A 25,476-nucleotide genomic window follows, 5' to 3' on the forward strand; every position below is an offset into this window, starting at 1 on the left:
GAAGGCTCTTGCCTGCATTGGTGTCATGCCTGGCAATGTAAGATGTTTATAGATTGTTGTCGGAGTCGCCGACAGCGACCAGAGGGTGTTGTGCGACACCCTCTGGACTCCCCGCAGCCCTTATCAGTGAAAAACGTCATCGTCCCTGACAGAACAAACCAGACCATCAATGACGGCACATCCATGTGCCGCATTGACTGAATCCTCATCCATGATGATTCTTCTGGTTTGTTATGTCTGTCAGTGACAATGACAACACTGAAGAAGGGCACACAACCTTTCTTTCTCCGATTTAAATTAATTAAAGCCTTGTTCAAGAAGAATGCAAAACCACCTTCTTTGGAAGGTGGCTTTTTTAAGTCAGTGAATATTTGTCAGCCTTTATCAGGCTAAGGGCTTACCAGCCACACTGACGGTCTTTATTTTGCTCATCGAGCCAGGTTTTAAGTGGCTGGAAGTAATTAACAATGGTGCTTGCGTCCATTTTATCCGTGCCGGTTAGCGTTTGTAGTGCTTCCTGCCAGGGTTTACTCTGTCCCATTTCCAGCATGGCATTAAGGGCTTCACCCGCTTCCTCACTGCCATAAATAGAGCAGCGGTTTAACGGACCTTCATCGCCTGCCACATCACACAACGCCTTATGGAACTGGAATTGCAGTATGTGGGCAAGGAAATAACGGGTGTACGGCACATTGGCCGGAACATGATATTTAGCGCCAGGATCAAAGGCGTTAGTATCACGAGCTACCGGCGCCATTACACCCTGATATTTCTCGCGTAAATTCCACCATAGTTCGTTGTAATCATCCGGACCGACTTCGCCGGCCATGACTTTCCAGCGCCATTGATCAACCATTAAACCAAACGGAATAAAGGCTATTTTATCCAGCGCTGTTTGTAACAGCATGCCGACGTCATTGGAAGGATCGGGGATTTCATCAATCAGACCAATTTCTTTTAAGTACTTTGGCGTAATGGACAGGGCAATGGTATCGCCAATGGCTTCATGGAAACCATCGTTTGCTGAACCGCGATACAGCAGTGGTTCCTGGTTGTAGGCGCGCTGGTAATAGTTGTGGCCCAGTTCGTGGTGAATTACGTTAAACTCTTCGCCGGTAATCTGGATACACATCTTAATGCGTAAATCGTCTTTATCGTCAACATTCCAGGCCGAAGCATGGCATTGCACATCGCGATCGGCAGGTTTGCTGAACTGAGAGCGTTCCCAGAATGTTTCTGGTAATTGTTCAAAGCCCAGTGAGGAGAAGAACGATTCAGCCTGTTTAACCATTTTAATTTCATCGTAGCCCTGATCGCGCAATGCACCGGTAACGTCAGGCACTTCCATCGGCTCATCGGGTTTTACTAAATCGTAAATATTGCCCCAGCTCTGCGCCCACATATTGCCCAGCAAATGAGCCGGAATAGGCTTATCCTGCGGCACAATATCTTCACCGTAGTAATCGCCGAGCTCAGCACGGACATGGCAGTGCAGGGCATCATACAAGGGCTTCACCTGACCCCATAAGCGGTCCAGTTCAACCGGGAAGTCATCGGCAGGCATATCATATTTGCTGCGCCATAACTCGCTGACATTAGCAAAGCCCAGTTCTGCCGCACCTTCATTAGCGATAACCACCTGTTCGGCATACAAGTCTTTCATAGGGACAGACACTTCGCGCCAGCCTTGCCAGTATTCCAGCAGCAGATCGGCTTCGCGGGAAGTCGCCATTTCTGCACTCATATCGACCAGGCCGATACAGTCTCCCTCTGAACGGCAGTACTTGCCTTTACCGTACATGCCATCGAGCTCAGAGCTTATTTGCGCCAGACGCTCAGATTTCATCGGGCTTGCCGGAGGTGGCATAGTCAGGGAAGTGCGCATGAGATCCAGTTTACGGCGCAGATCTGCATCTACTTCCACATCATTAAACTCTGCTGCCTGCTTGGCCAGCTCAGATGCACGGTTTGCATAGAGTTCAGAAATATAGGCGTTCACCGTGGCCGTATCTTCATTGATATTGGTTGCATATAACCACGCGGCCTTGGCTGCCGGTACCTGCATCTTTTCCATTTCACGCTGGGCTGATTCAACAAACATTGCCGCATCTTCGGCAGTATACATCGGCGTTGTTTCGGTGGTTTCCTGTGGTGGTTCGCTGGCTGGCTGACAACCGCTAAGAGCGGCAACCAGGCCCAGTGAAACCAAAGAAAGACGGGTCATTTTCATAATGCTTCTCTCGTTTTGGGAATAACCGCTTAATTGGGGTGACTCCCTTGTTGTTATATTGCAATGATTTGAGGCTGAAATAGCCGTACTACATAAGGTATGTACCTATTTGAGCACGCTTACCACTGTAATCACATTCCCGGCTAAAGCCAAGTGATACAGGCGGTTAGCAATAGCGATAGGGTGTAGTACAGGGATTACAGGATGATATGTAGGGAGTTGTCTAAACAGGCAAAAATGGAAATATGAATAAGGGCAGAAAATATATGCGGGGTAGGCAGATTACGCGGCAGGCGTCGCTATATTCGCTTTAAACAACACTGCTTAAATTTTTTGCCGCTACCACAAAAGCAGGGATCGTTGCGGCCCGTTTTGAGTAAGCCGGAATCGCTGTGCATGATGCCTGTGGTATAACGCCATTCATTATCTTCCATAACAAAGTCGCTGGTTTCATGCATCAGGTATGGTTTGTGGTTAACAGCGTAATAGGCTTTAAATTCTACCTGATCGGTAATCGCAGAACTTTGTTGTGCTTCGGCTGAGGGGGGGACTACTGATAAAGCCAACCACTTGGTTCCAGAAGCACTTTCTTCTAACGCTTGCTCACTTAATGAGGCTCGTTGTTTTTTTGCGTAGGTTTTTAAAATATACGCCCAGTTACTCAGGCAATATGCACTAAAGCGAGAGCGCATCAGGGCTTTTGCTGATTCTGCTATTGTTGCCCCGGTATGCTTAGGCTCACAACACTCGCTATAAGGCTTATTACTACAACAAAAACACAACACCGGCTAATCCTGTTAAATGATAATGCCAGTAGTGTAAGGCGAGACGCCGGTTTTACCAAGGGCCTTGCAGGATATTGCCGGCCACCTTGTCATTTACGGATACCGCCACTAAAGACACTGCATATTGCTCGCACAGTTGTTTAATAGAAACACGCTCTTCTGGCGTCAGAATGAGATCCTCTACATAAATAGAGCGGCACTGCCCACTGGTAATCAGGCGGCAGATCCAGGCTGGTACTTTTTCCTGGTCTGGTTTCTGTATACGAATGGCGTAGTCGACATCTTTCTGAAAAGCCACGGAATTTGATAACAAATATGACCAGCCTTTGTGCGCTGGTGCGCGTTTGGCCTCGCGCTGAGGAAATTGCAGGATGTTGCTTTCAGTCTCAAAAGTTGTGGTTGCCATAGTCATGTTTGTTTTCCCTGTTAATATATACAGTGTATGGATATACAGTAATACTGTGTAAAACAACATGCAAGAATTTTTTGCTACTTTTTTAATCGATCTTACCCGATCCTTCGCCAATGGTTACTCAAAGGTGGCGCTGTGGTGTAGATAAAAGGAGGGTTTAAAGATTATGCATGGCCGAAACGGGTAGCCGCGTTATGCTTAGTTACATTTTACTGATTGCGCTAAGGGCGATTGAACGCTTTACTTTTAGTCAGGGAAAACTAAGAAGAGTCGCATTTCATGTTTAACGTTAAACGCGTAATACTGCTGATAGCTTTGCTTATGGGCGCCTTGCTTTGTTATCAGGCAGGCTTTGCTACCGGCATTTTTGTATTGGTAATTGTGGGTATGCTACTGGAACTGGGTTTTTGGGTTGGCATTTTTAAATGGGAAAAAGCCAGACCACTCAAGCAAGTTTCCAAGCAATAGCGCTGTCTTAAAATTAATAAGGTAACCACTTAAAACGGCTGCTGACTACTTTGAAAAGTCTGGCGGTATTTCGTCGGTGATACCGACAGATATTTATTAAAATTGTGTCTTAGGGTTACAGCATTATCAAAGCCTGCTCTCCCGGCAATTTGTTCTACGGAGAGGTGAGTGGTTTCCAGCAGTTGCCGGGCTACCTCAAGCTTGCGTTCGCACAGCCATTGATGGGGGGTCATATTAAAGTGGCGAATAAAATGGCGATCCAGAGTGCGTCGGGTCATGTTGGCCTTAGCTGCCATCTGCTCCACGGTTAATCCAGACCCACTATGTTTTACCGCCCAGTCGAGTACTTTTGCCAGCGCAGCGTTCACCGGCGCCAGCGGTTTCTGTACAAATTGCGACTGGCCGCCGTCGCGGTGTGCAGGTAGCACCAGGCGTCTTGCCACCGCATTGGCATATTCATAACCAAAATCATCTCGAATAACCGCTATTCCCAGGTCAATGGCAGCGGCACTGCCTGCCGAGCAGCCAATCCGGCCGTCGTACCAGTACAAACTGTCATCCCGGTAGGTGATATGTGGAAAGCGTTGCTTAAATTGTTCGGCATAGCGCCAGTGTGTAATCGCCGTGCGTTGATTGAGCAGGCCGAGTGCCGCTAGTAAAAATGAGCCGGAGCAAAAGCTGATAATCCGGCCCCCCTGATCATAATGACGACGCACTTCACTGGCTAACAGCGGGTCGATACGCTCAACGTCCACCGGAAAACTGGGGATCACCAGCAGATGAGTGGCCGGGAGTTGCTCAACCGCAGGGCACTGAAAGGCCGTATTGCCTAAACCTTGCAGTGTTTGCCTGCCCAGTGTCACGGTTTTGGTCTGATACCAGTCTTTAAACTCCGGTCGGGGGAGGGCAAATAGCTCAGTGGCGCAGCCAAGTTCAAACAACGACAGCGTTTCACAAAGCAAAATGGTGACTTTTATCATAGGGACCCGCACTTATAACGACTAATTTGTCTAAATATTATCGATAGTGGTAATTTTAGACAGTTTTGGCGAGGCGATCCAGCAGTGATAATTAACTTTCAATTCATCAGGGAGTTTTATTATGCCATCTACTGTTATTCGCCCCAGACCTGCTGCCAGTGAGGAAGCCTTAGCCCATTTTCAGCGATTACTGAAATTTGAAACTGACTGTTGGGATGTCCACTATGCGCTGCACAACGATCTGACCGATTTTGTCTTGCTTGATGTACGCGCAGTGGAAGTGGCCCGGCAAGGCTACATTGAGGGAGCTACATTTTTGCCCCATGGGCAGATAAACGAAGAGACATTATCTGACTATCCCGCAGAAACCGTATTTGTGGTGTATTGCGCGGGGCCACATTGCAACGCTACCGAAAAAGCGGCTATCAGGCTGGCGCGCCTGGGCTGGCCGGTGAAGAAAATGATTGGCGGGGTTACCGGCTGGCTGGATGAAGGTTTTGAGTTAATCAGTGATGAATGAGCTGCTGGTAAGAGAAGCCACAGTTCATGGTATTGATAGCGTACTGCCATTAATGCAAGGGCTGGCGGCTTTTGAAGGCTATAGCGAGCAGTTTAAAGTGAACCGTAATAGCCTCGGGCAGTTGATTGAGCATAATTCTCAAGCCGGTGTACTGGTGGCTGCCGAAGATTCTGGTGAAGAGCCTTATTATGTAGCGGGCATGTTGGTTTACTTTTATCAGCCTTTTACTTACGACCTTCAGCCGTGGATGGTGATCAAAGAGTTGTTTGTTGCTGCCGAGTGCAGGGGGCGGGGCGTTGGTGAAGCATTATTTAACGCAGCCCGGGCGCACTGTATAGCTCGAGGCGGTAGCAAAATGAAATGGGAAGTATTAGCCGACAACCAGTCTGCTCAGCGGTTTTATAAACGGCTGGGCGGGCAGACAGAAAGTCGGTGGCAAATCATGTCGCTAGAGCTTTGACGGCTTGCAGCACGTTTAACCATCTGCCGGTGTCTCTATACCCGGGTGCTCCGGCAGACATGTGGTTCGCCGTTGCTGTTGGCATAAATCACTTTTTTATTACTGACCATAAATATCACCCGTTTGCTGACTTCAAAGTTTTTAAAGTCGCCACATGTGCCGGTCAGTATGGTGTTGTTGCTGAGTCTGAAATAATAGGTATATTCACCGCTGCCTGACAACAGTGAATAAGAAAGTGCTTTATCCTCACCGTCCTGGAGTTGACCAAACGACAACTCGCCATTGTTCAGGCCAATGTTGCCCTCAACGATTTCGCTGTCAGAGCTGTTCAGCAAACTGACACTCGGCGAAGTGACAACATAAATCTGATAGAGAATAATGGCGATTGCAACTACGAAGCTGAGTGCTTTTAAAGGCATAGCCACCCCCGGTCAGGTTGACAGGAGCAGAATGAAGAAAAGTGATGATTTGCCATGTTTTCAATCCGTGAAATCTGGTGAATAAATCTTGTAAATCAGGTAACGAAAATCCGTGTTACTTCAATAATATTGCAGTGATTGCCGCATAAAGCAAGTAACCCCGACTACTCAGGCTAACACATCCGGCCTCCTTGCCGTTAGGATGTGCTCTGCAATACAGACTGTAAATCTGTTATGCGCCTTGTTGGTAGCTCTGCCAGGCCTGCATTGATCCAATGAAAACATCCACGTTATCAAAACCCTGGGCCAACAGATAACTGGCTGCTACGGTAGCGCGCTTACCGCTGCCACAGGCCAGCGTATAGTGGCGGGATTTATCCAGCTGGTGGTGCATTTCCGGCAGATAGCCTAAGTAGATATGCTTAGCCTGTTTAAATTCGTTATTTTCAACCTCTTCCTGTTTACGAACATCCAGCAGTTGCCAGTTGGCTCGTGGCGCTTTAATGCGCTCATCAACCTTATCTGCGGTAACGGATTTCACATGCTGACGTTGGTACGCCTCGACAGTATCTGGCTTTGGTACCATGGTCAGGTAACCACTAATTTGTTGATAGCCCATCCGCCACAACTGTTCGGCGCTTTCGGTAGCTTGTTGATGGGAATCAGCTACCAGTGCGATAGGGGTGGAATAGTCAAGAAACCAGCCGCCATACGCGCTGAGTAAACCGCCCGGCAGATTAAGACTACCGGGATAGTGACAGTCGCGAAACTGAGCATGACTTCTCACATCAATGAGTATACCGGGACGTTCGGCGCTTTTCTGCCAGGCAGGCAGGGCATCCGGCGCCAATTTCTGACAAGCCACTGCCGGTATAGGCGTATCCATCCCGGTAACATTAGACTGCTCCATCTTGCTGAAGTAGGGAGCAATATAATGGTTCTCTTTTAACTTACGCTCTATAAATGCTTTTTTAGAGGTGCACTGGTAGCCCGGGTTTTGCCGTTTCTCTATCCCTATGGTGGTAAACTCACGCGCTGCCATGCCTGAACCACACACCGAGCCGGCGCCGTGAGCGGGGTATACAATAATATCGTCACCCAGGTTGGCCAGCGTTTGCAGGCTGTCATAAAGCTGGCCCGCCATTTTTTCCTTTTCCTCAGGGTAAAAGTCCGTGCGGCCAACTTCACTGACAAATAAGGTATCGCCGGTAAATACACCAATGGGCTGACCATCCTGTTCGTTGTCGATAGCCAACACACAAATACTGTCTTTGGTATGGCCGGGCGTTGCAATGACCTCGAGTGTCCATTTACCAATCTCAAATTTATCGCCATTAACGGTCTTGTGGGCATATTCGATAGGCTCGTCAGCGTCTTTACCATGGTAAATTTCAGCACCGGTCTGGTTGGCCAGAGCTACGGCGCCAGAGATAAAGTCTTCATTGCGGTGGGTTTCGATAATGGTAGTGATCCGGCACTCATGCTTTCCGGCAAGGGCGAGGTAATGTTGCGTATCTAACTGAGGATCAATCACACAGGCTTCACCATCACTGCCAATCAGGTAGGAAAGGTGGGCAATGCCCGGTGTTTTAACAGATTCAAAAAACATAGGTTAACTCCACTTTGGTGTTGTGCCGCGCACAACGTGAATGTATTCACTTCACCATAAGCTTTCAAATGTCATGCCGAATAAAAAGTTATTTTAAAACAGGGTATTAAAGGTTATCGCTACAAAAATTTTCAGCAACGAAAGAAATATTCACTTAATCCTATATAAAATTTACATACTGCTGAGGTGTCAGCGTGCGCGTCGCAGACGCTGTTTCAGGTATTGCAGTCTGGGAAGCAAAATCAGCAAGGCGATTACCCAGTAAATCAAAGGTTCCTGCAAGCCGGTTTTGCGTGACCAGCTAAAATGTAACAGGGCCAGAAAAACAACAAGGTAGATTGTGTTATGCAGGGGTTGCCAGCGTTTGCCAAGACGTTGCCTGACTTTATTAGGCGAGGTAATGGTTAAAGCAGCCAGCAGTAATAAGGCAACCATGCCTATGGTAATGTACGGCCGTTTAATAATTTCACCCACCACCAACGACCAGTCAAACTGTAACTCAAAGCTGATATATGTCAGCAGATGGATAGCAGCGTAAACGAACACATAGACGCCCAGCATTCGCCTGAAACGCATTAAAACCGGGGCGGGAAGGTAGCGGGCAGTCGGACTGATAAGCAGGGTGATCAGTAGCAGGTTTAAGGCGCCGATACCGGTAAAATGAATCAGCGCTTTCACCGGGTCAGCCCCCAGGTTATCGGTGACACCCAGATAAAAAGTGAAAATCACCCAACCGAGGATCAACAGGTGCAATAACGTTTTGCCCAGCGTGATTTGCCGGGCAGATAATCTTAACGGTTTATTCAGTAACTTCATCAAATACTAATAGTAGCGGGTGAGATCCATATTGGAATACAACGGGGCGACTTCCTGATAGCCGTTAAACATCTCGGTATCGATACGGTTCTGTGAAAACAGGCCGCCTTTAGTGATCCGTCGTTCACTGGCCTGACTCCAGCGTGGGTGAGCAACATTCGGGTTCACGTTGGCATAAAAGCCATACTCGTGGGCTGCCAGGCGATTCCAGGTAGTCGGCGGCTCCTGATCGGTGAGAGTAATGCGCACCACTGATTTAATACTTTTAAAGCCATATTTCCATGGCACTACCAACCGAATTGGCGCGCCGTTCTGCGGTGGCAGGGTTTTACCATACACGCCAACCGACATCAGGGATAGCGGGTGCATGGCTTCATCCAGACGCAGGCCTTCCACATAAGGGTAGTCGATACCACCACCCATAAACGGGTTGCGTTGACCCGGCATCTGTTTCGGATCGAACAGGGTTTTAAACGCAACATATTTAGCCGAACCGAGCGGATCAGCCAGCTTGAGTAGTTTATTTAATTCAAAACCCAGCCAGGGGATCACCATCGACCAGGCCTCAACGCATCTTAACCGGTACACCCGTTCCTCTAATGGAAATTTATTGAGGATATCGTCATAGCTCAGGGTAATGGGGTTGCGAACCATACCGTCAATTTTCAGTGACCACGGGTCAACCTGAAAGTCCTGGGCATTTTCTGCCGGATCGTCTTTACTGGTGCCGAACTCATAAAAGTTGTTGTATGAGGTGACTTTTGCATAAGGCGTCATGGTTTCGTCGGTAGACAGGCTGTCGTTGCGGGTAAAATCCAGCGGTTTGGCCTTGAATGCTGGCTTGTCATCATCGTCATCAAACCAGCCACGAGCTGTTGCTGAACCGCTTAACAGCGCGCCAGCACCAACAAACCCCATGGATTTGAGCAATCTGCGCCGCGATGAGAACACTGATTCGTCGGTAATTTCGTGACTTTTAAAAGTTTGAGATGGTTTAAATCGTTTAGTCATAATACCTGATTTGCGAAAACTAATACCTCTGGTTACGTACTAAGACCGCATTAAGCACAAAAAAATTTCATCCCCGCCGGATAGTATTAGTCGCAGCGCCGGCGGCTCACGCTACCCCCTACAAGTTGGCAAGATATTTGTAACATTGTTGGTTCAATGCCTAAAACCACAGAATATTGACACTTATGAGATTACCGACAAAAAGCCTGATCGCTAAAATTGAAGCCTTGTCTGCGCAAATGAATCCTGAGCAATTAAAAGACTTTCTGGATGTGCTGGATTCCATGGCTGTAATGGTGGAAGACGCCAAAGCAATGCCGACCTCTGCAGAAGCCAGCGAGTTAAACGCGGTAAAACTGGCCCTGCATTAATATGTAGCCTGCCTCTGCTGCTGATTGCTTACAGGTAGGCAAGCGTATTAAACATCCGTTCAGGCGTTTACAATGACAAAGTATCGAGTACACCACCGCGCTTAGGCACAAACATATTGGAATAGAGACGGGCGGCGAATTCGTCGGTCATGCCTGAAATATAATCGGCAATCACGCGGTGACCGTTGCCTTGCTCCTCGGCCTGTAACCAACGACTGCGGGTGTTTTCCGGTAGCAGGCGGGTGGGATCTGAGCTGAATGCCTCAAAAAGCTCCATCACTACCTGCTGGCCTTTATATTCCAGTAATTGCACTTCAGGTTTGCGAATGACCTTGCGATATACAAATTGTTTAAACAGGGCCAGGGCTTCACTGTGGTGGTGAGGAAGAACCGCCTGATAACACAACAAGGGGTGAGTAAACTGCGGGTTTTCCTCGATGCGGATTGCGGTAATAAAGCAGTTAACCAGTGCGCCAATAGCGTTTTTGCGCTCAAACTGTTCAATGCTGAATAAGCGGTCACCGAGTTTACTGATAGCATCAGACAGCCACGACACTTTGAGTTCAATCAACGGCTTTTCCAGCTCTTCACTGAATTCGGCGCGCTTAACCATCCCCATCACAATGGCATCTTCCAGATCGTGAATACCATAAGCAATATCGTCGGCCAGCTCCATCACACTGCAATCAAAGGACTTATGACTGGTTTTACCGTGCTTACCGGCACTTTGATTAAATGCCATAAAAGCGTCGCGTTCTTCTGGTTTTAACGGAGCGAGTAACCAGTCAAACAGATTTTCATCACAGCGAAACAGCCCTTTAGGCGGGTGCCAGTTTTCGGCTTTCACCTGACGCATGCGTAAATCATCTGCCGGCACAATATCCTGATTGGTCAGCGTATCGATAAAATTGGGGTATTTCACCAGGCCCAGAACACTACGACGGCTCAGGTTCATGCCGTGTTCTGCGGTATAGGGCTCCAGCCGGGTAACAATGCGAAACGTCTGGCCATTGCCTTCAAATCCGCCGTGCTGGTGCATCATGTAATGCAGTGCTATTTCACCGCCATGGCCAAACGGCGGGTGACCAATGTCATGGGCCAGACAAAGAGTTTCAATTAAATAGGGATCGAGACTGACATATTCGGTTAAGCGGGGAAATTTGCCTTGCAGCTGTGCGGTAATGCCGGTGCCAATCTGCGCCGCTTCCAGTGAATGGGTGAGGCGGGTACGGTAGAAATCACTTAATCCCACCCCCAGTACCTGTGTTTTGGCCTGTAAACGGCGAAAGGCCGCTGAGTGGAGTACCCGCGCTTTATCACGCTGAAAAGGCGAACGATGATCGCCGTCTCTTGCCTGAGTGCGGGGTAACCGACGTTCGGACCAGATGGATTGCCGATCGGATTGCATACAGACTGACTCCTTTATTACTCGCCGTGATCTTCCTGAGTGATTTCATCCAGACTCAGAGAGAAGCTGGGCACGTACTGTTTTAAAAAATAATCCACTTCGTCTGAATGGTAGTCTTTGAGCATTTTATCAAGGCGCTTTTTGGCAAGCGTGAACTCACGGTTACCGGCGCTGAGCTCCTCAAGCGTTTTCAGGTAGGCACAAATAACGTCGGCGGCTTTTACAATAAAGGCTTCGTCTTCGCCGTGTTTGTCACCGCTGATTAATTCGGCGTAATCTTCGCGAAAGGGCTCAGGGGCCATATCGATAAGCTTCTGCTCGGCGATTTTCTCAATCTTTTTATACTCTTCCTTGATGGCCGGGTTGTAGTACTTAACCGGCGTAGGCAGATCGCCGGTAAGCACTTCAGACACATCATGGAACATCGCCAGGGTGGCAATCCGGTCGGGATTGAGCTGACCATCAAAAAAGCGATTACGAATAAGCGCCAGGGCATGGGCAACCATAGCCACCTGCAGGCTGTGCTCCTGAACATTTTCAATACGCACATTATGCATCAGCGGCCAGCGGTGAATCAGTTTCATCCTGGCCAGGTGGGCAAAGAAATGGCTGTTTTCAGCCATTACTTTTTACCTTTCTGGCGGTAGCCATTAAAGAAGTTTTCAATGCGATCCATGGCCGGGCCTAAAATATCGCTGTGCGGTAAAAATACCAGACGGAAATAAATGCCTTCGTTTAAGTTGAAGGCACGGCCGTGAACCAGCAGGATTTTTTCGCTGCTGAGCAGGTCGAGGATCATTTGTTCGTCGTTGGCGATATTAAACTTCTCAGCATCGACCTTAGCAAAACAGTACATGGCGCCATTCGGCGGCACACAGGTGATGCCGTCGATGTCATTCAGACGACGGGCCGCCAAATCCCGCTGTAATTGCAGTCGGCCGCCGGGTTTGACTAAATCGTTGATGCTCTGATAGCCGCCAAGCGCTGTTTGTATAGCGCTCTGGCAGGGCACGTTGGCGCACATCCGCATGGATGACAGAATATTCAGCCCTTCAATATAGTGTTTAGCCAGGCGTTTATTACCGGATACCACCAGCCAGCCGGCACGGAAGCCCGCCACGCGGTAGTTTTTGGATAAACCGCTAAACGTCACAAAAAACACGTCATCGGCCAGTGAGGCTATGCACGTGTGCTTGGCATCGTTATACAGAATCTTGTCGTAGATTTCGTCGGAATACACCACCAGCTCATGCTCGCGGGCTAAATCAACAATTTGTTGCAGTAATTCTTTGCTGTACACGGCCCCGGTGGGGTTATTCGGGTTGATCAGTACGATGGCTTTGGTTTTCTTGGTGATCTTACTTTTGATGTCATCAATATCGGGAAACCAGCCAGCCTGTTCGTCACAGCGGTAATGCACCGGGGTACCGGAAGATAAGCTTACCGCAGCCGTCCATAGCGGGTAATCCGGGCTGGGTAACAATACTTCGTCGCCCATATTAAGCAGCGCCTGCATGGCAATCATGATCATTTCACTCACGCCATTACCAATAAACACATCATCAACCTGGATGTTGCGAATGTTCATTTGCTGGTAGTACTGCATTACTGCAACACGGGCCGCGTAAATACCGGTAGAGTCAGAATAGCCTTGTGAGGTTGGCAGGTTATGAATGACGTCCTTAAGGATATCGTCGGGGGCATCAAATCCAAACGGGGCAGGGTTGCCAATATTCAGTTTGAGAATACGATGGCCTTCATCTTCCATCTTGCGAGCCTGCGCGGCGATCGGACCGCGAATGTCATAACATACGTTATCTAACTTGTGCGAACTGTGTACCGGTTTCATCTTAAACTACTTAAATTACGGGGCTTTCAGGGTATCGCATCGGGCTATACGCTGTTAAGCAAATTTTGCGCTTTAGCGCAAATATATTGCATAAACTGTTACAAAAACCGACTTGAGACAGTAAAAAGGAAGGGCTATAACTCAAAATAGTGCTTTTAGAGAATAAGTTTGCTTTTTGCAGGGTGTCCGCATGCGCCATTCAGATGTAGTTGTAGATCACAGCGCCGGGGTAGAACATTACCCGGGCGAGAGCAGGGTGTCGGTAAAACCTGTTGATGGTGCCATGGTTTGCTGTGGTATTTATGGCGTTTTCGAACACACGGGTATGTGGGTTGATGGGCACATTATTGAACTGCATGGCAGTGGATTGGTGAAAGCCGTGTCGCCTCAGCGTTTTTTAAACGACCGCAGTGGCGAGCACATTTATATGCTCTGCGATAAAGATCTGCAACCGCTGGTAGCCGATGGCTCCGCCGAGCGTGCCGTATCGCGCATCTTTACTTATATTGAATACCATCCCTGGGGCAATAATTGTCATCGTTTCACTTTTGATGTGGCCACCGGGCAAAAAAGCGCAGTATGTAGTTTTTACGATTTTAATGTGGCGGTGAATCGCTACTTTCACCGTCGCCTTTACTGGCAACCGGTCAGTATCCCTCGTATATATTAATATTTAATATTTTTATTGTTAATAAATTGTGAACTTTAGTAATTGGATCTATCGTATATATAACGGTGGGGAAGATTCTGCAGTAAGTAGCACCGGTTCGCTCAGAAGATCGGTAAATATCGTGGATAAGTGAATGTTCCCCTGTTTTGCGCTTAACAGTAACAACTGAGGGAAGTGAATTTATGTCACAACACTTTAAAGAAACACCCCAGAACGCTATCACCGACAGCGGTATCGCCAGGGTCATTCCCTGTAAAGAGCTCGATGTCGGCGATCCCATTAAATGGTTGTCTCTGGGCTTTCAGGATTTATTAAAAACCCCGTTATTGTCCGTTTTCTATGGTTTATTATTCGCCGTCATTCCCTGGTTAATCTCCTTTTTAGTGGCGATGACCGGCTGGCACCTGATTATTTTGCCCTCGATAGTGTGCTTTATGCTGATTGGTCCGTTTCTGGCAGCGGGCTTGTACGATATAAGCTGGGAACATGAAAAAGGCCATAAGCCCACTTTATCGCATTCGCTACGTGCCATGCGCCGTAATGCGGTGAACGAGTGGGGATTTGGCATTTTGCTGATGATCCTGATGATCTTCTGGTTACGTGTTGCCTCCCTGATCCATGCACTGTATCCGCAGCATCAGATTGAGAGTCTGGAAAGCTTAATGCCTTTCCTTATTCTTGGAACCGGCGTAGGCGCAGTGTTCTGTATCGGTATGTTTTTTGTTACCGCATTTACTCAGCCCATTCTGCTGGAGCGGAAAGTTGATTTAGCCACTGCTGTGATGACCAGCATTAATGCTGTATGGGTGAATAAGGTACCGATGTTTATCTGGGCTGGTATCATTTTCTCCATCGTTGCCATTGGCTTTGTTACCGGGTTTATCGGCTTCATTGTATTAATGCCATTACTTGGCTATGCCTCCTGGCATGGTTACATTGATGCCATCGAAACCAAGCGGGAACGTGAATACGTTTAATCCGGCTCTCGACCTCTCCTTCATAACCTACGGGTAGTCGGGCATATAGTCTGGCTACCCTTTTTTCTGCTTTTAACCTTGCCCCGCAACCAATTTATCTTTAATTGAAATCATTACGGGCGCTGATGAATCTTCTTTCTGATGACGATTGTCGTTCTGTCTGACTTTCAAAATAGCCAAATTTTCATCGTTTTTACATTATTTCTGTAATTAAATTACAGGTTAAGTGAGCTCTAAGAGCCGTTTTATCAACTTAAGTTGTATAAATTTGTGAATAACTGGCTGAATCAAGCTAAAAACTTTCAGAATTGAAGGTGTTTTTTAGAACTTTTTTATATCTAAAGTTTAATAGATATTCTGAATGGTAATATTTATTTAAAAAATACCCTTTAAAAACAAAGGTGTAAGTTGTTAATTGGCTATTAACATTATAATTTACGCTATTTTCACCATACCTATACAATAATAAAACAGTAATTTTCTTTCAGATGGGGCATAAATATAGTGCACCAACGAGAAACGCTCAGCGCAAATCGTTGGGCTGACACCAGAACTGATAAACAGCAATTTCGCTCTACAGCTTCCGGTGGATACCAAGATAATATGAGAGGAAATTTAAATGACTAAAGTAATCAAATCAACAATCGCTGCTGCAGTATTAGCAGTAATGGGTGTATCAACTGCTTCTGCTGACGTAACTGCTGAAGGTGTTCGTTTTACAGGTGATACTGAGTTCGCTGGTTTTTGTAAAGCGGTAGTAAAAGATGACGTTCGCCTGCTGCGTTCTTCTGTATCACGTAACATCGGTCTGATTGGTGCGAGCCAGCGTGAAGTACTGAAAGTAGTTAGTGCAAAAGACGGTGTAACTTGTAATGGTGTATCTCTGGTTGAGTTTTCTCAGTCTCGTGACGCATCAAACGTCTATCAATTCCTGACTGCACGCAGCTAATCGTGCCGGGAATCAGTAAACGGGAACCGCAGTGGTCAAAAAACCGAGTTCCCGTTTAACTCCTTCCTTCTCAGGCGCTTTATCCTTAAGCCCTAATCCAACGACTCACCTGTACTTTCGAGCGGAAAATCATTTTGCTCACCCGATAACGTAACTTCAGTAACAGTACATAAGCCAATGGAACCAGAAACAGACTGGTTAGTGTGGAGAACACTAAGCCGCCAATAATGGCTATTGCCATGGGCGAGTAGGCCGGGCCGTCGCCACCAATACGGGTGCTGCCCATTGCCAGAGGTACCAGACCCAGTACCGTGGTGGAAACCGTCATCAGAATTGGCCGGATCCGCGAGCTGCATCCATCTACTATAGCGGTAATTAAGGCTTCGCCTTCGCCAATCAACTGGTTAATTCTATCTACCAGCACAATACCGTTGTTTACCACTATTCCCATCAGGATCAGCATGCCTATCATGCCCATTACCGACATAGAAGTGCCCGTGATCATAAAGGCCCAGAATACGCCAGTAATACTAAACAGCAGTGACGTAATAACGGCGGTTGGTAGCAGCAAGGATTCAAACAGCGCTGCCATAACAATGTAGATCATGCACACAGCCAGCAACATATTCATTTGCATTACCGCAAAGGCTTCGTCCTGACGACGGAAGCCGCCGTCCAGCGTCCAGCTATAGCCAGAGGGCAGGCTCATGTACTGCATGGCGGCCTCAATTCGTTCGCGGGCCTGTTCCATAGTGGTGCCTTCTTCCAGATTGGCACCCACTGACAGGGCGGTTTGACGATAATAGCGATTTATTTGCGCCAGTTGCGGCATAACCGAAATGTCGGCCACCATGTCCAGGGTGATATTACGGCCCGAATTGTTGGTTAAATTAAGGTTTTGCAGTGCATTAAGTGATTCTTGCACCGATTTACCATACATGAGTTTGACATTGACCTCGCCGGCTTCACCGTAGCGGAAGGTGCGCAGGTTATTACCGCGCAGGGCAGTCGCTACCAGACCTGACACCTGCTGAGTGGTGAGGCCCAGCTGATAAGCTTTGTCGCGGTCGATACGGATCTGCAGTTCCTGGCGTTCGCTACCAACGTCGGCGCGCACATCAGTTAAGCCATCAACGTTGTCCAGCACTTCTACCACACGGTTGGCGATCACTCTGAGCTGATCAGAAGATTCGCCAAGCAGGGTGAGTCTGACCCCACCGCCATTGCCTTCGTTCCAGCGGAAAGACGGTTTAGCCCGGACAAACTTCGGCATATTCTCAAGTATCAGGCGTTTAATTTCGCTTACCGGTACCGGTAAATCATCCTGCAGGGTGATACCAGATGTTGCCTGGCCAGCTTCGTAATAGGTATACACCTGTTTTATGTAGAACTTTTCCTGATTGTCGTAGAGATAAGCTTCCATTTTATCAACGGTTTTCTCTACTTCTTCCAGAGTGTAATTCTGGCTGATGTGATAGTTCAGCCAGACTCGGGAGCGGTTATCATTCCCTTCATCATCGTTGGAAATAACGCCCAGCGGAATAGCCGTACTGGCCAGAATAGCTAACGCAATAACTGAGGTTTTGCCCTGATTATGCATGGCCCAGTTTAAGATTTTGCGATAACGCTTAATATACCCTGCAGGCTTTGCATGGTGAGCGGCAGGCGGCTTAACCTTTGAGGCCAGCAGGGGGATCAGCGTTTGTGCAATCAGTAGTGAGGCAAACAGCGAGATACAAATGGCAATGGCCACGTGCTCCAGAAACACGGTGACATCAATCTTAACGCCCACAATATTGGGTAAAAAGACGATAGCCGTTGTAGTGGTACCGGCGATGACAGCCAGACTCACCTTGCCAACGCCTAATTTGGTAGCCTGTTTCGCATCGGCATGGGTGGCCCGCTGCTGAAAAATACTCTCAGTGATTACTACCGCATTGTCTACCAGCATACCTACCGCCAGCATCAGGCCCATCAGCGACAGGATATTCAGCGAGTACCCCAGCAAATACATGACGCCCAGGGTAATACAGATAGAAAACGGCACAGACAGCACAACCAACAGGGTGGTTGTGAGTTGCCGCAGGAATAAATACAACACCACAACCGAGAGTAGCGCACCAAATAAACCCGCTTCCACCAGATTTGATAACGATGAGGTGACACTTTCGGCCACGTCATCCATTACGTACAGGTTAATGCCGTTAAAAGCCGGATCCTGTTTGGTTTTTTCAACCACCGCCATTACCTGTTCACTGACTTCTACCAGGTTACTGCCTGATTCACGGAAGATATTCAGACCCACCGCATAGGCGCGGTCGAGGTGGCGGCCATTGTTACGCTCAGGTGTTTCATAATCCACCGTGGCAATATCTTTAAGCATGATCCCCGGTGCAACATAGAGCTGCTGGATATCGCGCATATCAGAGAACTGGCCCTGGGGATTAACAATAAACTTCTGGTCGTTGGCAAAAAAGTGCCCGGCCGTCATCGAGAAGTTGGCTTCCCGCAACCGTCTGCCCAGTTCGTTGGTGTCGATATGCAGTGAAGTAATGCGTTCCGGGATAAGGCGAATACTGATTTGTTTTTTCTCAACACCATACAATTCAACCCGGGAGACACCCTGAACCCGCTCGATTTCGCCTTTTAAATTGCGGTCGAGCAGATCGTAGGCGTTCGACAGATCGCGTTCGCTGGAGACCCGCAGCTGGAAAATCGGCATGTCGTTGGTATTAAATTTAAACACCATCACGCGCTCAACATCATCGGGCAGTTCGTCGCGAATAGCATCAATTTTTTCCCGGGCCTCGATGCTTTTGGCTTTAATGTTGGCGTCCCAGTCAAATTCCACAAACACTTCAGCGCGGTTTTCAAACGAGGTTGCCCGTAGCCGTTTGATGCCGGACATGGTGGCAATCGCTTCTTCCACCGGACGGGTGATCATGCGCTCTATTTCGGCCGGAGTGGCGTCGCGATAGGGCACCTGTACTACCATTTGCGGGATATCAATGCCGGGAAATTTCTCCAGCGGTAACAAGCGTCCTGCAGCGATGCCGAAAATCAGCATCGACAGGAAACACATACAGATAGTGACCGGTTTGCGCAGGGCAAAGCTGGTCAGAGTGGCGCCAGCCTGAGCAAACTTATCCATAAACTTTGTCTCCGGCAGTGTCGCTCGCCGTTACGGCAAACTGTTTGCGGTCGAACAGTGAGTAAATCACCGGTAACAGAATAAGGGTCAGCAAGGTAGAGAACAGTAAACCAAAGATTACGGTGATGGCCATAGGCGTGCGCACCTCGGCACCTTCACCAAAGCCAATGGCCATGGGCAGCAGGCCAAGAATAGTGGTCAGCGTGGTCATGATAATGGGACGTAAGCGGCTGTTAGCGGCATCGATGATGGCGCTATGTTTATCCTGACCCTGTTCACGTAACTGATTGATGCGATCTATCAGTACAATGGCGTTATTAACCACGATACCGCAGAGCATTATTAATCCGATAAACACCACCACACTAACGTTGGTGTTGGTGAGCAGCAGACCATAAATAGCGCCGGCTACGGCCATGGGAATGGCAAATAAAATCAGCAGCGGGTGACCCAGTGATTCAAACTGTGAAGCCATTACCAGATACACCATAAAGATAGCCAGCGCCAGGGCCAGCATCAGCGAGTCAAAACTTTGCTGCATGTCTTCGCTCTGACCGGCAATGGTTGCCCGCAACTGCGGCAGCAGGGCAATTTCACGGATAATTTGTTCTGCTTCAGTCACGCCCTGAGCCAAATCACCATAGCGCAGATTGGCTTCCAGCAATGCTACACGTTGCTGGCCTACCCGGGTGATCTCACTGGGACCGTTACTCACAAAGACTTCAGCCACAGCATGTAAGGGCACGGGTTGTTCTGCGCCCGGATTAATGATGATTTGGCTGATATCGTCAATCTGGTCGCGTTGTGTATCGGCAGTGCGTACCAGAATATCCACTTTACGGTCGCGCATACTGTACTGGGTTGCTACTTCACCGCCAATTTGTGCGGCTACCAGCTTGGCGGCGGTAGACGCATCCAACTCCAGGCGGGCAAGGGCCGCGTGATTGAAGTTAATTTTAAGTTCAGGGTTACCGACCCGCAGACTGCTGGTTACATCGGCAAAACGGCTGCTGCCTTCCAGTGCCTGCTTCAACGAGTCGGCACTGCGCTGGAGCAGCGCTAAATCATAACCTTGCAGTTCAATCTGTATCGGTGCCGCAAAGGTAAATAATTCCGGGTAACCAAACTTGCTCTGCACACCGGCCTGTTTAGCCAGGTATTCACGTAATGACTCTTTAACCCGGGCTTCATCGGCATCGCTGGCCTGTTTATCCAGTACTACGTTAAGTTTGCCCCAGTGATCGCCTCCCTGTGATGGCCCAGCACTTATAAGACTGCCGGTACCGGCCAGTGAATAGGTACGATCAACATCAGGCAAGGATTCGGTATAGAGCGCCAAACGGGTCAGTAAGTCGTCGGTTTGCTCAACACGTGAGCCTGCCGGCAGGGTGACTTCAATGAAAAATTCACCCTGTGACATGCGTGGAATAAGCTCCATGCCTAATCGAGGGATGAGCATAAACGCCGACGCGGTAACGGCAACAGCCACGCCCAGCACCAACCAGCGGGTGCGCAGGGCAGCTTTCAGGCTGACATTATAGAGCTTCTCTATACCGTTAAAGGCCAGGCCAAATAGGCCGGTGAGTGGCTTAAAAATAAACGACAGAGCGGTGCTGATAGCGCGCCACACTGTAATAAGCAGGGTCGTAACCAGCATGGGAATGATCCCGAATACCAGCTTAACCAGCATGCGTAGCGGCCAGGTAATGTAAAACACGATCTTGCGCCAGCCTTCAGGGCGGCCAGCAGGTGTCGGCTCCAGCGCATCCTGCTCAGTGAAACTGTCTTCACGGTGGGCTTTGGCGGCCAGTGCCGGGATCACCGTCAGGGCCACAATCAGTGAGGCTATTAGGGCAAACGAAACGGTCATGGCCTGGTCGCTGAATAACTGACCGGCAATGCCTTCGACAAAAATAAGCGGTACAAATACTGCCAGGGTAGTGAGCGTGGAGGCTAAAATGGCACTGGAGACTTCCTTGGTGCCTTCGGTCGCCGCCGTCGCAGCGCTCATCAGGCCCTTGCCGCGCTGTTTGTGTTTGTCGATATTTTCCAGTACCACGATACTGTTATCCACTAACAAACCTACCGCCAGAGCAATACCACCGAGGCTCATAATGTTAAGGCTGATATCGTTTCCGTACATCAGGTTAAATGTGGCGATAACCGATAGCGGAATCGATACTGAGATGATCAGCGTTGGCCAGAAATCCTTAAGGAACAGGTAAAGAATGATCATGGCAAGGATGCCGCCGATAATGGCAGACGATTTTACATCTTCGATGGCTTGTTTAATAAACTCACTCTGATCGTACACTTTATCCAGCGCATAGTCAGAAGGCAGCTGATTTTGGATCCGCTCAAGGGCAATCCCTACCTGACGTGCTACGTCTACTGAGTTGGCGTCACCTTCTTTGTATATGGCAATCTCAGCGCCTTCCTTGCCGTTAAACCGACTAATGGCATCCCGTTCCTTATAGGTATTCTGAATGGTAGCCACATCGCGCAGGCGAATAGACTTGCCGTTACGGTTGGCTATATACAGCTCACCAATCTCATTGAGACCGGTAAACTGGTTCAGGGTACGCACCAGAAACGCCTGATTGCCGTTATCAATGCGACCGCCTGCGGTGTTGAGGTTTTCCTCTTTAAGACGAGTGATAATGGTGTTGATACTGATATTTAACTGGCTGACACGGCGCTGGTCCACCAGTACCTGAATTTCGTTTTCCAGGGCACCACCAATTTTTACCGAAGCAACGCCTTCAATGGACTCCAGTTGACGCTTAATCTGCTCATCGGCATAAATACGTAACGACTTCATGGCTTCAACGGAAGGATCCGGCGTATTGAAGCTCAGGCCATAGCGCAAAATAGGATCGAGGCTGGGGTTAAAGCGCAATAAACGGGGTTTATCGACATCCAGTGGTAGTTGCAGGATATCCAGTTTTTCCCGCACTTCCAGGCTGGCGAAATCCATGGCAGTGCCCCAGGCGAATTCCAGCACAACGTCTGACTGGCCAGGCCGTGAAATAGATTTAACGGTGCGCACGCCTTTAACGGTGCCAATGGTTTCTTCGATGGGTTTGGATACCAGCTGTTCTACCTCAGCAGGCGCCGCACCGGTGTAGTCGGTACGAATTGTCAGAGTCGGGTAGGCCAGTTCGGGTAACAGGTTTACCGATAACCGGCCTAAAGAGACCATGCCAAATAACAGCACGGCGAGTGTGAACATAGCAATCGCGACAGGGCGCTTTACCGCAATATCAACAAGTTGCATAACAATCTCCTGGCGGCTATCAGCTGTTTACAATTTCAACTGGTGACGCATCTTTCAGATTGTGATGCCCGACGGTAACAACGGTTTCTGAACCAGTAAGGCCGTTGGTAATTTCGATAAATTCACCGTTTTCAAAGCCGGTGGTTACATCTAGCTTTTTCGCTACGCCTTCTTCCACCACAAACACACTGGTTTGGTCGTCGATGGTTAGCAGCGCTTTACGGGGTAATAAGGTCGCATTCGCGTGAGTATCGTAATCTATAGAGACTTCAGAAAACATACCTGCTTTCAGGCGGCCGTTAGTATTAGGAACGGTGAGGGTAACTTTAAAGGTGCCGGTGGTCGCATCAACTACCGGGCTGATCCGTTCTACATAGCCAGTTACCGTGGCGTTACCCAGCGCTGCAATTTTCAGGCTGGCATTTTGTTTTGCCGCAATGGAGGCCATTTCGCTTTCAGGCAGGTAAACAATTCCCTGTAAGGCTTTTTGCTGAACGATATGGAACATTCTTTCGCGCTGGAAAGACTCGGTGAGGTTACCCACCTTGGCATTACGTTCGGCAATGTAACCGCTGATGGGGGCGGTGATGGTAGTTTCTTTCAGATCCAGTTCGGCCAGTGCCAGCACGGCTTTGGCTGCTTCGTACTGGGCGGTGAGCTTATCAAAGGTGTCGTCGCTCACCAGCTTGCTGGAATACACTTTCTTAATTTTGCTTAATTCTTTTTCGATACCGGTGAGATCGGCACGGGCTTTACTCAGGTTTAACTCGTAACGTTTTTTGTCGAGCTGGGCAAGTACCTGACCCTTTTCGACATAATCGCCTTCTTCGACAAAAATGTGCTCAACAATACCTGACGCCCGGGCGACTACAAACGCTTCTTCTTTGGCTTCTAAGATGGCCGTGGTCTGATAGCTCGATGAGATATCGCCCATGGTCACAGGCGTGGCTTCTACGGGGATGCTGACAACCACTTCTTCTTTTTGCTCAGCTTTGGTGTCGGTGGCCTCGGCGTTAATACAACCGGTTAAGGTCACGCTACTGGCCAGCAGGCCGGCAATGAGTAATGAGCTGATGTTGCGGTGGGTTTTTACGTGTTCCATCGTTTTACCTTGAAAGTATATAGTTATATACGCCTAACAGCATTCGCTGTGCCAAATTGTTAAGTAAAGTATAAATCCCTACAAAACAATAAATTAGCGAGCAGATGTATCTTTGTGTAAGCAATTGTATCAATTTGGTGTGGCGGTAATGGCTAACTGTTGAGTGAATTGGTTATATGTTGAGGATTTTGACTATTTTAATGAGCGTAGAAACAATTTTTCTGTCATTCAGGCCCCCAAGAGCAGAAAAATACAATCAATAGGCGACAATTGTGGTTGGGGCTGTAACAATTACGGGTCTTGGTTTCACCTCAATTTTATTGCAGCGTTTTCGGATTCTTTCATGTCAGCACCGGTTAAATTAGTCAGCTTCTCCATTGCCTTTATTTGCATTCTTCTGGCTCTCAATTTTGGTATTCGTTCTTCCATGGGCTTTTTTATGGAGCCGGTGTCGTCCGAGTTCGGTTATGGCCGGGAGGTGTTTGCTTTTGCACTGGCGTTGCAAAATCTGTGGTGGGGGCTGTCACAACCTGTCGCCGGCGCTATTGCCGATAAGTACGGTACGGCCAGAACCGTGGTGGTTGGCGCCTTTTTATATGCGGCAGGGTTAGCCATAACCGCCACAACAGATTCGGTTGCCGGATTGAACACCGGCGCAGGATTGCTGATGGGAATGGGCATTGCCGCCACCGGTTTTGGAGTGGTGTTACCCGCTATGGCACGCATGGTGTCGGTGGAAAAGCGCGCTTTTGCGCTGGGGCTTGGTAGCGCCGCAGGGTCTGCCGGGCAGCTTCTGGTCGTGCCGGTTGCCCAGGAATTTATTCTCGGTTTTGGCTGGGTAAACGCGCTGTTATTGCTGGCCGGATGTTCGTTGTTAATGGCGGTGCTGGCTGCTACGTTCCGCCAATCGGGCGGGGCGCAGCTGGCGGTTAATAAAGACAGTACCGCACAAACCATGCGTGAGGCACTGAAAGAGGCTTGTGGTTACTGGCATTACTGGCTGATTGTGGTGGGCTTTTTTGTGTGTGGTTTTCAACTGGCATTTATTACCGTGCATATGCCAGCGTTTTTAAGTGACCGAGGATTTTCGGCTAACACCGCGGTAGTGAGTTTATCGCTGATTGGATTGTTTAATATCTTTGGTTGTCTGCTATCCGGCTCGTGGTCGGGTAAATATTCGAAGAAAAACCTGCTGACCATTATCTACGCGTTGCGTGCGATTGCGATAGCCGCATTTATGCTGTTTGAAATGAGTGAAATGTCGGTGTACCTGTTTTCTATTGTTACCGGATTGCTGTGGTTAGCCACTGTACCGCCAACGTCCGGGCTGGTGGCACAATTATTTGGCCTGCCTTACATGGGGCTGTTGTACGGTATCGTTTTTCTAAGTCATCAACTGGGCTCGTTCAGCGGTGTCTGGCTGGGCGGCTATTTGTACGACCTTACCGGTTCTTACGATGTGGTGTGGTGGAGTGCCTGTTCGATAGCACTGGTTACTGCGCTGGTACATGTGTTTATTGATGAGCGGCCAGTCCCACGACTGCGGGAGCAACCCTTAGCAGTATGATGAATGTGCGGGCAGTTGTGGGTTAACTGCCCGCCGCAAAATGATGGTTAATCAACAATAGTGTAGCTGGTGGTGATAACCACATTGCCTTTTAACATGAGCATCACCGAGCAATATTTCTCGGCCGACAGTGACACTGCGCGGTCGACGTCTTTTTCTTTTAAGTTGTCACCGCTCACGATGTAATGGGCATGGATTTTAGTAAATACCCGCGGCGGTTCTTCGGCACGGTCTGCCTCCAGCTCGCACTGGCAGTCGTGAATGGTCAGGCGGCGTTTTTTAAGAATATCCACCACATCGATACTGGAGCAGGCGCCAACCGCCAGTAATACTGTTTCCATGGGGGACAGGGTTTCACCATTGCCATCGAGGGTCTGGCTGAAACCGCTTTCGGTTTTTCCTGAGAAGGTAAGGGCTTGTTGCCAACTGACTGTCGCTTTCATTG

Annotated in this window: 23 protein-coding genes; 8 read left to right on the plus strand and 15 right to left on the minus strand. The window is 48.6% G+C overall.

The genetic code is table 11. The features are described 5' to 3' along the window. Positions 1 to 397: 397 nt before the first annotated feature. The 3 genes from D9T21_RS01135 to D9T21_RS01145 all read right to left on the minus strand — a co-directional run bounded on the left by D9T21_RS01135 (position 398) and on the right by D9T21_RS01145 (position 3,427). Positions 398 to 2,230: a M2 family metallopeptidase gene (locus tag D9T21_RS01135; protein ID WP_123323360.1), complete on the minus strand. Its 1,833-nt coding sequence runs from the start codon at positions 2,228 to 2,230 to the stop codon at positions 398 to 400. Between the two features lie 299 nt (positions 2,231 to 2,529). Then, a complete protein-coding gene (locus D9T21_RS01140; protein WP_123323361.1) occupies positions 2,530 to 3,015 on the minus strand; it encodes a YchJ family protein in 486 nt (161 codons plus the stop codon). Between the two features lie 52 nt (positions 3,016 to 3,067). Beyond that, the gene (locus D9T21_RS01145) at positions 3,068 to 3,427 is read right to left on the minus strand and encodes a deoxyguanosinetriphosphate triphosphohydrolase (RefSeq protein WP_123323362.1); all 360 of its coding nucleotides are present in this window, start codon (positions 3,425 to 3,427) and stop codon (positions 3,068 to 3,070) included. Between the two features lie 279 nt (positions 3,428 to 3,706). Here D9T21_RS01145 and D9T21_RS01150 point away from each other — a divergent pair, with 279 nt between their 5' ends. Next, positions 3,707 to 3,895, plus strand: a complete 189-nt coding sequence (locus D9T21_RS01150; protein ID WP_105935803.1) for a hypothetical protein — start codon at positions 3,707 to 3,709, stop codon at positions 3,893 to 3,895. A 29-nt stretch (positions 3,896 to 3,924) separates the two neighbouring features. Here D9T21_RS01150 and D9T21_RS01155 read toward each other — a convergent pair whose 3' ends face one another. Further along, positions 3,925 to 4,875, minus strand: a complete 951-nt coding sequence (locus D9T21_RS01155) for a GlxA family transcriptional regulator (protein ID WP_123323363.1) — start codon at positions 4,873 to 4,875, stop codon at positions 3,925 to 3,927. A gap of 121 nt (positions 4,876 to 4,996) precedes the next feature. Here D9T21_RS01155 and D9T21_RS01160 point away from each other — a divergent pair, with 121 nt between their 5' ends. Beyond that, the gene (locus tag D9T21_RS01160) at positions 4,997 to 5,395 is read left to right on the plus strand and encodes a rhodanese-like domain-containing protein (RefSeq protein ID WP_123323364.1); all 399 of its coding nucleotides are present in this window, start codon (positions 4,997 to 4,999) and stop codon (positions 5,393 to 5,395) included. Next, a complete protein-coding gene (locus D9T21_RS01165; protein WP_123323365.1) occupies positions 5,388 to 5,855 on the plus strand; it encodes a GNAT family N-acetyltransferase in 468 nt (155 codons plus the stop codon). Before D9T21_RS01160 ends, D9T21_RS01165 begins: the two co-directional genes overlap by 8 nt. A gap of 35 nt (positions 5,856 to 5,890) precedes the next feature. On the opposite strand, the gene D9T21_RS01170 is transcribed toward D9T21_RS01165, so the two are convergent. From D9T21_RS01170 to msrP, 4 genes are all read right to left on the minus strand, one after another. Then, the gene (locus D9T21_RS01170) at positions 5,891 to 6,274 is read right to left on the minus strand and encodes a hypothetical protein (protein ID WP_123323366.1); all 384 of its coding nucleotides are present in this window, start codon (positions 6,272 to 6,274) and stop codon (positions 5,891 to 5,893) included. 232 nt (positions 6,275 to 6,506) lie between these two features. Then, positions 6,507 to 7,883 carry an MBL fold metallo-hydrolase gene (locus D9T21_RS01175; RefSeq protein ID WP_123323367.1) on the minus strand — a complete coding sequence of 459 codons (1,377 nt, stop codon included), beginning with the start codon at positions 7,881 to 7,883 and terminating at the stop codon, positions 6,507 to 6,509. 189 nt (positions 7,884 to 8,072) lie between these two features. Continuing rightward, positions 8,073 to 8,699 carry a protein-methionine-sulfoxide reductase heme-binding subunit MsrQ gene (locus D9T21_RS01180; RefSeq protein ID WP_123323368.1) on the minus strand — a complete coding sequence of 209 codons (627 nt, stop codon included), beginning with the start codon at positions 8,697 to 8,699 and terminating at the stop codon, positions 8,073 to 8,075. Positions 8,700 to 8,705: 6 nt separating this feature from the next. Further along, complete coding sequence (msrP, locus tag D9T21_RS01185; RefSeq protein WP_105935796.1) at positions 8,706 to 9,710, minus strand: protein-methionine-sulfoxide reductase catalytic subunit MsrP; 1,005 nt, start codon at positions 9,708 to 9,710, stop codon at positions 8,706 to 8,708. A gap of 185 nt (positions 9,711 to 9,895) precedes the next feature. On the opposite strand from msrP, the gene D9T21_RS01190 reads away from it, so the two are divergent. Further along, a complete protein-coding gene (locus D9T21_RS01190) occupies positions 9,896 to 10,081 on the plus strand; it encodes a hypothetical protein (RefSeq protein WP_105935795.1) in 186 nt (61 codons plus the stop codon). Between the two features lie 67 nt (positions 10,082 to 10,148). On the opposite strand, the gene D9T21_RS01195 is transcribed toward D9T21_RS01190, so the two are convergent. The 3 genes from D9T21_RS01195 to D9T21_RS01205 are packed head-to-tail and all read right to left on the minus strand — an operon-like array spanning position 10,149 to position 13,338. Then, on the minus strand, positions 10,149 to 11,489 hold the full coding sequence (locus D9T21_RS01195) for an anti-phage deoxyguanosine triphosphatase (RefSeq protein WP_105935794.1): 1,341 nt from the start codon (positions 11,487 to 11,489) through the stop codon (positions 10,149 to 10,151). A gap of 17 nt (positions 11,490 to 11,506) precedes the next feature. After that, positions 11,507 to 12,112 (minus strand): 5'-deoxynucleotidase, encoded by a 606-nt coding sequence (gene yfbR / locus D9T21_RS01200; RefSeq protein ID WP_105935793.1) that lies wholly within the window; start codon positions 12,110 to 12,112, stop codon positions 11,507 to 11,509. After that, a complete protein-coding gene (locus D9T21_RS01205; RefSeq protein ID WP_105935792.1) occupies positions 12,112 to 13,338 on the minus strand; it encodes a pyridoxal phosphate-dependent aminotransferase in 1,227 nt (408 codons plus the stop codon). Before D9T21_RS01205 ends, yfbR begins: the two co-directional genes overlap by 1 nt. A gap of 190 nt (positions 13,339 to 13,528) precedes the next feature. Here D9T21_RS01205 and D9T21_RS01210 point away from each other — a divergent pair, with 190 nt between their 5' ends. The 3 genes from D9T21_RS01210 (at position 13,529) to D9T21_RS01220 (ending at position 15,934) form a co-directional block, all read left to right on the plus strand. Continuing rightward, positions 13,529 to 14,008, plus strand: a complete 480-nt coding sequence (locus D9T21_RS01210; protein ID WP_105935791.1) for a hypothetical protein — start codon at positions 13,529 to 13,531, stop codon at positions 14,006 to 14,008. Between the two features lie 182 nt (positions 14,009 to 14,190). After that, positions 14,191 to 14,985: a DUF2189 domain-containing protein gene (locus tag D9T21_RS01215; protein WP_105935790.1), complete on the plus strand. Its 795-nt coding sequence runs from the start codon at positions 14,191 to 14,193 to the stop codon at positions 14,983 to 14,985. A gap of 619 nt (positions 14,986 to 15,604) precedes the next feature. Further along, a complete protein-coding gene (locus D9T21_RS01220; protein ID WP_105935789.1) occupies positions 15,605 to 15,934 on the plus strand; it encodes a DUF3718 domain-containing protein in 330 nt (109 codons plus the stop codon). Positions 15,935 to 16,019: 85 nt separating this feature from the next. On the opposite strand, the gene D9T21_RS01225 is transcribed toward D9T21_RS01220, so the two are convergent. Genes D9T21_RS01225 through D9T21_RS01235 form a run of 3 tightly spaced genes read right to left on the minus strand, consistent with a single transcriptional unit; the run spans position 16,020 to position 23,464 of the window. Beyond that, positions 16,020 to 19,085, minus strand: coding sequence for an efflux RND transporter permease subunit (locus D9T21_RS01225; RefSeq protein ID WP_123323369.1), 3,066 nt, complete (start codon positions 19,083 to 19,085; stop codon positions 16,020 to 16,022). After that, the gene (locus D9T21_RS01230) at positions 19,078 to 22,362 is read right to left on the minus strand and encodes an efflux RND transporter permease subunit (RefSeq protein ID WP_123323370.1); all 3,285 of its coding nucleotides are present in this window, start codon (positions 22,360 to 22,362) and stop codon (positions 19,078 to 19,080) included. The genes D9T21_RS01225 and D9T21_RS01230 overlap by 8 nt, the downstream gene beginning before the upstream one ends. A 19-nt stretch (positions 22,363 to 22,381) precedes the next feature. After that, positions 22,382 to 23,464, minus strand: a complete 1,083-nt coding sequence (locus D9T21_RS01235; protein WP_123323371.1) for an efflux RND transporter periplasmic adaptor subunit — start codon at positions 23,462 to 23,464, stop codon at positions 22,382 to 22,384. A 343-nt stretch (positions 23,465 to 23,807) separates the two neighbouring features. On the opposite strand from D9T21_RS01235, the gene D9T21_RS01240 reads away from it, so the two are divergent. After that, the gene (locus tag D9T21_RS01240; RefSeq protein WP_105935785.1) at positions 23,808 to 25,031 is read left to right on the plus strand and encodes an MFS transporter; all 1,224 of its coding nucleotides are present in this window, start codon (positions 23,808 to 23,810) and stop codon (positions 25,029 to 25,031) included. Positions 25,032 to 25,078: 47 nt separating this feature from the next. On the opposite strand, the gene D9T21_RS01245 is transcribed toward D9T21_RS01240, so the two are convergent. Next, on the minus strand, positions 25,079 to 25,474 hold the full coding sequence (locus D9T21_RS01245; RefSeq protein ID WP_105935784.1) for an OsmC family protein: 396 nt from the start codon (positions 25,472 to 25,474) through the stop codon (positions 25,079 to 25,081). Between the last annotated feature and the right edge of the window lie 2 nt (positions 25,475 to 25,476).

The organism is Marisediminitalea oceani, assembly GCF_003731635.1.
In the GTDB taxonomy this organism is placed as follows: Bacteria; Pseudomonadota; Gammaproteobacteria; order Enterobacterales; family Alteromonadaceae; genus Alteromonas; species Alteromonas oceani.